The following is an 8,687-nucleotide window of genomic DNA, read 5'->3' as shown; positions in this document are numbered from 1 at the left end:
AACTCCCTTAGATTTCCTCTTATTATACTGCTGGTTTTTAATTGGAATGACTATATAGCCAGGTGATGGAAATTTGCGCTCAACAAGGGGTAGAAGGACTGCCTGACGATCTCATTCGCGTCTACCACACCCTCGGCCATCTGATTCACTACCACTACGACCCCCTGCTCAAAGATATTGTCATCCTCAAACCGGACTGGTTAGCCAAAGCCATTAGTTTCGCCCTCGACGATCGCCACATTCGCGCTAACCTCTCCCCAAAATCAACGCTCAATACTCTCAAAATCCCAAAGACCAAGAAAAAGGAGTCTATATCCTCGAATTCCCTCGCGAGTGGTTCGCCAGAGCCACCCCGTACCTGACTGCCGTTACTCGCACCGTTGGATTAATACTCCCCGTTATCTCCTCAGCCGGGAAGTTCTTAATGGACGATATCTATAACGAGATGCCAAAAGAATGGCTGTTTGCTCAAAAAAGCATCGAAACTTCTATGAAAGCAGGAGAGATGGCTCTAGACTCCGCCAGTCAAGGCAACGATCCCGGTCTCGAACGGGGAAGGGAAATCCAAGCCCAAGGCTCCATCCTGCGACAACTTCACAGTTTCCTCCAAGAAAAAGACCCCACATTTGGTGGTTTAGTGCGCGTGCGAGATCGGCAACAAAAGTATTATTGAGTTCACGAGCAGTTTGTTGATGAATATTAAGATCAAATCCTTAAAGGCGCTGTAACCCACTCATTGGCTACGATATAATAACCCTCATTGTTGCTTCATCCCCGATCGCCTTATGTCTTTCGTAGGATTACATATTCACACCGACTATAGCTTACTTGATGGCGCGTCTCAAATCAGCCAATTGGTCGGCAAAGCGCAGGAATTGGACATGCCGGCGATCGCCATTACCGATCATGGAGTCATGTATGGAGCCATTGAGTTAATTAAAGCCTGTCGAAATAGTCCGGTGAAACCCATTATTGGTAATGAAATGTATATCATTAATGGAGATATTGAGACCAAATACAAGAAAATAAAGAAATACCATCAATTAGTCTTAACAAAAAACACGCAAGGCTATAAAAACTTAGTCAAATTAACCACAGAATCCAATCTCAAAGGAATTCAAGGAAAAGGAATTTTTTCCCGTCCTTGCATTAACAAAGAACTCCTAGAACACTATCACGAAGGTCTGATTTTAACCAGTGGCTGTTTAGGCAGTGAAATTCCCCAGCTCATTCTTGCAGGAGACCTAGAAAAAGCGCGAGAAGTGGCTAAATGGTATCAGAACTTATTCCAGAATGATTATTATCTAGAAATTCAAGACCATGGATCGAAAGAAGACCGAATTGTCAATATCGAATTGATGAAAATTGGTCAAGAATTAGGGATTAAACTGGTTGCCACCAATGACTCCCACTTCATTTCCTGTTATGATACCGAAGCCCATGACGCGCTCCTGTGCATCAATACCGCCAGTTTAATTACCGATCAAAAGCGGATGCGCTATAGCGGCACAGAGTATTTAAAAAACGCTGAGGAAATGGCGAAGCTATTCCGGGATCATCTTCCGGAGCAGGTAATTCAGGAGGCGATCGCCAATACCCTAGAAGTTGCTGAAAAAGTACAACCCTACCAAGGAGTTCTCGGAGAACCCCGCATCCCCGATTATCCCATTCCCAAGGATCACACCCCCGACACCTATGTAGAAAAACAATCCTGGGATGGACTCCTAGAGCGCTTAAACCTCAAAAGTCGAGACGAACTTAAACCCGCTTATAAAGAGCGACTGGAATACGAACTCAAAATGCTCCAGCGCATGGGATTTTCCACCTATTTTCTAGTGGTTTGGGATTATATAAAATTTGCCAGAGATCGTAACATTCCTGTTGGTCCCGGTCGTGGCTCGGCTGCCGGTTCATTAGTCGCTTATGCCTTAAGAATCACCAACATTGATCCCGTTCACCATGGACTTTTATTCGAGCGATTTTTGAATCCAGAACGGAAATCCATGCCGGATATTGATACTGATTTTTGCATTGAACGTCGAGATGAAGTAATTGAATATGTTACAGAAAAATATGGTAAAGAACGGGTCGCGCAAATCATCACGTTTAACCGCATGACCTCGAAAGCAGTGCTTAAAGATGTGGCGCGGGTTTTAGCCATTCCCTATTCAGATGCGGATCAAATGGCGAAAATGATCCCCGTTTCTCGGGGAAAACCAACTAAATTAAAAATCATGGTTTCTGATGAAACGCCGGCACCGGAATTTAAGCAAAAATATGATACCGATCTGAATGTGCGGCGCTGGATAGACATGGCGATGAGAATTGAAGGAACCAACAAAACCTTTGGCGTTCATGCTGCTGGAGTCGTGATTTCTAAAGAACCCTTAGATGAAATTGTTCCTCTCCAGAGAAACAATGATGGAGCTGTAATTACCCAATATTCCATGGAAGATATTGAGTCCTTGGGCTTGCTGAAAATGGACTTTCTGGGATTGAAAAATCTGACCACGATTCAAAAGGCATTAGAATATATTGAACAGGATTATGATTTGAAAATTGATCCCTACGATATCCCCGCTGATGAACGGAGAGCGCAAGAAACTTATGTGCGCCTCAAGAAATTACCCAAAGATGTGCATAAAACGTATAAAGTTCTGGAAAAAGGAGATTTAGAAGGAATTTTTCAATTGGAATCTTCTGGAATGAAGCAAGTGGTTCGCGAGCTAAAACCCTCCTGTATTGAAGATATTTCCTCTATCCTCGCTCTCTATCGACCGGGTCCCCTAGATGCGGGTCTAATTCCGAAGTTTATTGGACGGAAACATGGAACAGAAAAAATTGTTTATGAACATGAAATGTTAGAACCTATCTTGAATGAAACCTATGCGGTTTTAGTGTATCAAGAACAGATCATGAAAGTAGCTCAGGATTTAGCCGGATATTCTCTAGGGGAAGCGGATTTGCTGCGCCGAGCGATGGGGAAAAAGAAAGTGGCAGAAATGCAGAAGCATCGCAATATTTTTATCGATGGTTCGGCAAAAAATGGGATTGATAAAAGCATTGCAGAAAGTTTATTCGATCAGATGGTTTTGTTTGCGGAATATTGCTTTAATAAATCCCATTCTACAGCCTATGCCTATGTTACCTACCAGACGGCTTATCTAAAAGCCAATTACCCAGTAGAATATATGGCAGCTTTGTTGACTTCTAATAGTGGCGATCAGGATAAAGTCGGTAAATATATCGCAAATTGTCGGGAAATGAGGATCGGGATTGAATCCCCGGATATTAATCGATCGGGGGTGGAATTTACGCCTACTCAAAACAAAACGATTTTATTTGGCTTATCAGCAGTCAAAAATTTAGGACAAGGAGCGATTGATTGTATCTTAAGAGCGAGAGAAGAAGGGGAATTTAAAGCATTAGCGGATTTATGCGATCGCGTGGATTTACGAACGGTCAATAACCGCGCCTTAGAATCTCTGATTAAATGCGGTGCTTTTGATGCTTTTGATGAGAATCGCGCCCAACTTTTAGCGGATTTAGAAAAGATTGTTCCCTGGGCCCAGAGTCGGGCGAAAGACCGGGACAGTGGCCCCAATTTGTTTGATATGTTGGGCAATACTCCTTTTAGCAGTCAAAATACCAATGGTCGCGCCCACGAAGTGGCTCCAAAAGCCGATTCTGTATCGGAAATGACTTTAGCTGAAAAGCTGCAAATGGAAAAAGAATTGCTCGGCTTTTATGTGTCCGAACATCCTCTTAGTTCTGTTACTCAGTTTGTGCAAAATTTAGATCCACAACCGATTCCTCTCTCCCAGTTAGAGGCCGCTCCCAAGCGCAAGTCGATTAAAGTGGTGGCGATAATTACAGAGATTAAGGAAATTACTACTAAATCCGGTAAATTAATGGTAATTCTGAACCTAGAAGACTTAAATACAAAAGGAGAAGCCAAGGTTTGGGGGGATGATTACGAACGAGTGAAAGGGAATTTAGGGACTGAAGTTCCAGTGATTTTAACGGGAAAAGTGAGCTGCTGGAACGATCAAACTCAGCTTACGGTTAGTGATGCCCAGAAGATAAATTTAGAGGAAATTCAACAGCCGATAGAAAGTGAACTGGAATCACTTGTCGATTGGATAGAGTCCGAGCCTGTATCCGAGCCTGCAACTGTAGAAATGCTCGAAAATCATCCGCCCAAAGTTGAGAGTAAACCTTCTGAGTTTGTCCCATCAACCCCTGCGCCAGAGGTTCTCCAAGATGAGTGGGTTGTGATTAGCCTTTCCTTAGAAGAAGCCTCTCAAGAGGTGGTCAAAAATCGGCTGAAGCTATGGTTGGGAGAGTATTCTGGACAAACGAATACCAAAACTTATCCGGTTCTGATTGTGATTCAAGGCGATCGCTTTGGATTTTCGCAAGGGGTGCAACTGCCCCTAAAATGGCATATTCAAGATCCAGAGGGTTTGGTGGAACAACTACGCAAACAACAAGTTGCTGCTGAGTTTAAACCTTTAGAATTGGAAAACTTGCGGGTGTAATATCAATTCAACGTTAAAGTCTTGGTTGTTTATCGACTGTACTAGGGCGGGTTTACTCAGGTTATTGATGGTTTTCCAAGATCTTGGAAAACCCGCCCCTACAATTGGATCAACTATCAGAGGTTTGAGGAAGTTTAGATTTAACGGCTTGATAAAATCCCACCACGATTAAAATATTGGAGATACTTAAGAATATTTCCGCGCCACCATGGAGCCAGTCTACATTGGCTAGGGCTTCATGATAAACGACTTGGGCATAAATACCGGCGGGAATAGTTACGCCGACAAATACTAAGGTCATATAAAAGCCAATGAGGGCTAACCGGGGCATTTGTCCAGAGCGGGTAATAAACCATAAAAATCCCAAGTAGGGAAATAAAGAGAGTGCAAATAGGATATCTTTGGACATGGTTATCTGATGCAGGAATTAAACGGGAGTTTTAAGCTTGAGATTGGGTTTGTCGCCAGAGGAGCCAACCGGCAGCGCAGAGGGTACAATTGCCAATAACGGTCATGGCGGCTTGTAGGGTAACAATCCATTCTAGGTTAGGATCGTTATCGAAGAAATGCCAGGTACAGGCAGACATGGCACTGATGAGAGCCGGAATCATGGCGAGGGAAAACCACGCCCAACGGCGATCGCCGGTTAATTCTCCATAACGCCAAATTAGCCAAATGGCCATGATCCACTCAATCACACTCGACACATGAATCACCCAAGTGGGGATCGACAGTACATTCATAAATCGGCTTAATCCAAAACGCCAGACCTTATTTTACCTTGATGGGGGAATGGGGCGTGGGAAGGTCGTAGCTAGAGTCTCCTAATTTTGCTGAGTCAATCGAGAAACGGTATTCTTAAACAGAGGATTACAGCGCAAAGCACTGTTATGAGGGACACTATTGAACCCTCAAAGCTATGTACCAAAAGCCTATTCCCTATTCCCTATTTCCTATTCCCTAGCGCTTTGCGCTATATCTAAACTGTTTCTCCAAGAAAGTTTCAGCACTTGCGCGGTCTGCCAGTTCTCCATCTAACGTCATCTCTAGGAGTTTATCCAAGATCGCCTTGAATTGACGACCCGGTTTATAGCCCAACTGCTTTAAGTCATTGCCATTTAAAATCGGCTTCACTTGCGCTAGTTTCCACAAATACAACCAGATCTTTCGCCGCAAAAGTCTAGGACTCTGCACCATGACTAAAATTAAGGTAGAAAAGCGATAAGGCTGGAGAGCGTTAGCAATCGTGCTGGGGAGTTCGCAGGTTGGTAAAAGAGAGAAAATTGTGGTTTTTGCGGCCTCTAAATTCTTTAATCGTTCGATACTTTCTGCTGGAAGTTGAAACCCGGAAGCGACCCAATAGCGGTATTCTGGAGCAAGATAGGCAATCATCACTTCAAGCAACAGTTGCCAGGGAGGGCACAGTCCAGAGGGATTAAACCGGCGTAAACATCGATCAACGAGCTTCAGTTGCTTCCACAGTTCTGGAGTCAGTTCTAAACTAGAGTGAATACACTTGAGTGCGTCTAGATTGCCCAGGAGTTGAATGGCTCTTTTCCAATAGGGTGCTTCTAAGATATACTTCAGCTCATTTTTAAGCCGAGTTTGCAGGGCAGGCGCTCGATTATTTTCTGCTACAGAAAGATCGTACACCCCACTGGCGATCGCATAACGAATATAGCCTTCCGTTTGTCCTTCTAACCGAAACCCCAACCGCACAGCAAATCGCACAGCTCGATAAATGCGGGTCGGATCTTCAATAAAGCTATTGGCGTGTAATACCCGGATCAACTGAGCCTCTAAGTCTAAAATGCCACCAAAAAAATCTAACACTTCACCAATGCGCGGAGGCGTAAGGCGCAAAGCTAGAGCATTAATTGTGAAGTCTCTACGGTATAAATCTTGTCGGATTGAACTGGCTTCCACTTCTGGATTCGCAGCCGGATAGGGATAGAACTCAGTTCTAGCCGTAGCAATATCGATCCAAAGATTATCTAATTCTGAGTGTTTGTGCCAAAGTAGGGCGGCGGTTTGAAATTTTCCGTGAATTTGCAATCGAGCGCCCGGATAGTGTTGCTGTAAGACTTTCGCTAACTCGACTCCAGCCCCCGGTTGGGCAGCGCGATGATAACCATCGACGACTAAATCCACATCCTGGAGATTGATGACTTTCTCCGCATCTGCCAGTAATAAATCCCGTACTCCGCCCCCAACTAAATATAAATGCCAGCCTCTTTGCTCGGCCGCTAGGGCAGCTTGCCGCAAAAGATCCTGTAAGGGCCCGGTCAGACTCTCCTGTAGCATTTGCTTCATTGTTTCTGGCAAATAGCAGGACTTGAGCCGATTGAGTTGTATGTTCGCTCCTACTGGCTGTCCCGTTTCCTGAAGATGGAACTGGCGTAACACATCACTACGGGTGACAATGCCTACCAAGTTTCCGTCCTCTAATACGGGCAAGCGACCGATATCATAAGTAACCATCAATGACTCAATTTCCGGCAGTTGGGTCTCTGGGGTAATGGTTTTCAGATGGGGAGTCATGTAGCCCTTTACGGGAGCGTGGGAAAAGCCGTGATGGAGGGCAATATCGAGGTCGCGACGGGAAATAATCCCCACTAATTCCCCTTGGTGATTAACGACAGATAACCCAGAATGACCATAGCGTAACAAAATTCGCTGGGCTTGGGCGATCGCCGTTTCTGGTAGAATCGTTCGCACCGGTGAGGACATCAATTCCCGTGCCGTCGGTGCGGTGGGCACTTGGTTTTGCAGGTGTTGCACCAAATCCTCAAAGGTGGTTTCAATATTGTGTTCTCGCAGCGTCAGGGAAGCGGCTTGTGCATGACCTCCTCCTCCTAGGGGAGCAAACAAGGTATGCAGATTTAGGGGAGGATTGGAGGAAGACCGGCATCTTTGCCGAGAGCGACCAATGACGGTTAACCGTTTTTCTTGTCCGGTTTCATACCAAGACCCAAATAATAGGGCATCACTATGGGTTAATCCCATCAGTCGAGTTGCAATACTGGATAATCCGGGCACAAAGTCAGAGGTGGGCAAGAGAACCCAGGATAATTGATACCCTTCGCAGGTGGTCGTATGCAATTGTTCTAGGGCAAGGGTGAGGAGGTCTTGCAATCGTGGGGATAATCCCGGTTCGACATACTCCCCAATCACCGATAAACTCGCCCCTTGGGTCATTAACCAAGCGAGAGCTAAAGCATCCCTAGAGGTACTCGAATCATAGGTGAGCGAACCGGTATCGACATGAATTCCCAAGGCCATTACGGTTGCTTCTGCGGGAGTTAATTCCAAAGATTCTAGCTGTTGCAACCGTTCCACAATCAGCGTCGTGGTTGCACCCACAGGTTCAATGATTGAGTGGGTAACCGGAAGATCAGTCGCGGTATCGAGATGATGGTCGTAGAGTTCTACGTGTTCGAGATGGGGTAGATAAAACCAATCAGCGGCTAGTCCGAGGCGATCGCCCTGTTGGGTATCCACTACAATTAAACTGCGGATTTGTTCGACATTCACCGAGCGGCGCTCAATTAAGGCATACTCATCCCGATAAAAAGCCAAAAACTCCCGCACCGTAGGATGACATCCCCCCGTCAGCACCACCTGAGCGCCCGGTTTCAGGCGAGTTAACCCCACTGCTGCCCCTAGTGCATCAAAATCTGCGGTGGTATGGCACAAAATTAAATCCATAAATGATATGGCGCTTCGCGCTAGGGAATGAGGAATGGGATTCGATTCTAATCTATCATTGTCGTATCAAGTCCACCAAAACTAGGTTCGTTGTTGCGCTTTAGCCCTATTGTTAAACGCTCTAATACAGTAACGATAGCTCTTTAAGGCATAACCGCGTTAATTCTAATCTATTACGTAAGGCAGTAACATTCCTAATGTCAGGTATATCGATATTTGTGGCAAAAAAATAGACATTTTCATTCTGTTCCAAATAGCCCACATACCAGCCAACTTGGCTACCCCAACCTGTTTTGCCTCTAATCGTATAGTCAGGAGTTTTCTCCGCAATCATAATATCTTTAACTATTGCAATGTTTGTCTCCGAGAATGGTAAATCGTTACTCTAAGTACAGGACAAAAAACGGAGAGAGTCGAGAAAAGCGGGGAACTGGTGGT

The 8,687-nt window shown here is 45.0% G+C and carries 6 protein-coding genes and 1 pseudogene; 3 read left to right on the top strand and 4 right to left on the bottom strand.

Annotated elements, in window-relative coordinates; genetic code table 11:
• Positions 1-65: 65 nt before the first annotated feature.
• The 3 genes from AC3A14_RS23155 to AC3A14_RS23145 all read left to right on the top strand — a co-directional run bounded on the left by AC3A14_RS23155 (position 66) and on the right by AC3A14_RS23145 (position 4,541).
• Positions 66-362: a COR domain-containing protein gene (locus AC3A14_RS23155; RefSeq protein WP_318735773.1), complete on the top strand. Its 297-nt coding sequence runs from the start codon at positions 66-68 to the stop codon at positions 360-362.
• Positions 363-424: 62 nt separating this feature from the next.
• Complete coding sequence (locus tag AC3A14_RS23150) at positions 425-673, top strand: hypothetical protein (protein ID WP_318735770.1); 249 nt, start codon at positions 425-427, stop codon at positions 671-673.
• Between the two features lie 112 nt (positions 674-785).
• Complete coding sequence (locus AC3A14_RS23145) at positions 786-4,541, top strand: DNA polymerase III subunit alpha (protein WP_318735766.1); 3,756 nt, start codon at positions 786-788, stop codon at positions 4,539-4,541.
• Positions 4,542-4,650: 109 nt separating this feature from the next.
• Here the strand turns inward: AC3A14_RS23145 and AC3A14_RS23140 are convergent, their stop codons facing one another.
• The 4 genes and pseudogenes from AC3A14_RS23140 to AC3A14_RS23125 form a co-directional block, all read right to left on the bottom strand.
• Positions 4,651-4,950 (bottom strand): DUF3593 domain-containing protein, encoded by a 300-nt coding sequence (locus AC3A14_RS23140; protein ID WP_318701875.1) that lies wholly within the window; start codon positions 4,948-4,950, stop codon positions 4,651-4,653.
• 31 nt (positions 4,951-4,981) lie between these two features.
• Positions 4,982-5,284, bottom strand: a complete 303-nt coding sequence (locus AC3A14_RS23135; RefSeq protein WP_318735763.1) for a DUF2499 domain-containing protein — start codon at positions 5,282-5,284, stop codon at positions 4,982-4,984.
• A 217-nt stretch (positions 5,285-5,501) separates the two neighbouring features.
• A complete protein-coding gene (locus AC3A14_RS23130; protein ID WP_318701877.1) occupies positions 5,502-8,249 on the bottom strand; it encodes a CBS domain-containing protein in 2,748 nt (915 codons plus the stop codon).
• 121 nt (positions 8,250-8,370) lie between these two features.
• Positions 8,371-8,631: pseudogene (locus tag AC3A14_RS23125) on the bottom strand (penicillin-binding transpeptidase domain-containing protein); the annotation flags it as partial.
• Positions 8,632-8,687 lie beyond the last annotated feature (56 nt).

It is taken from the genome of Roseofilum sp. (genome assembly GCF_982964205.1).
The sequence above is the reverse complement of the archived record's forward strand: the minus strand, read 5'-3'. Positions and strand labels throughout refer to the sequence as shown.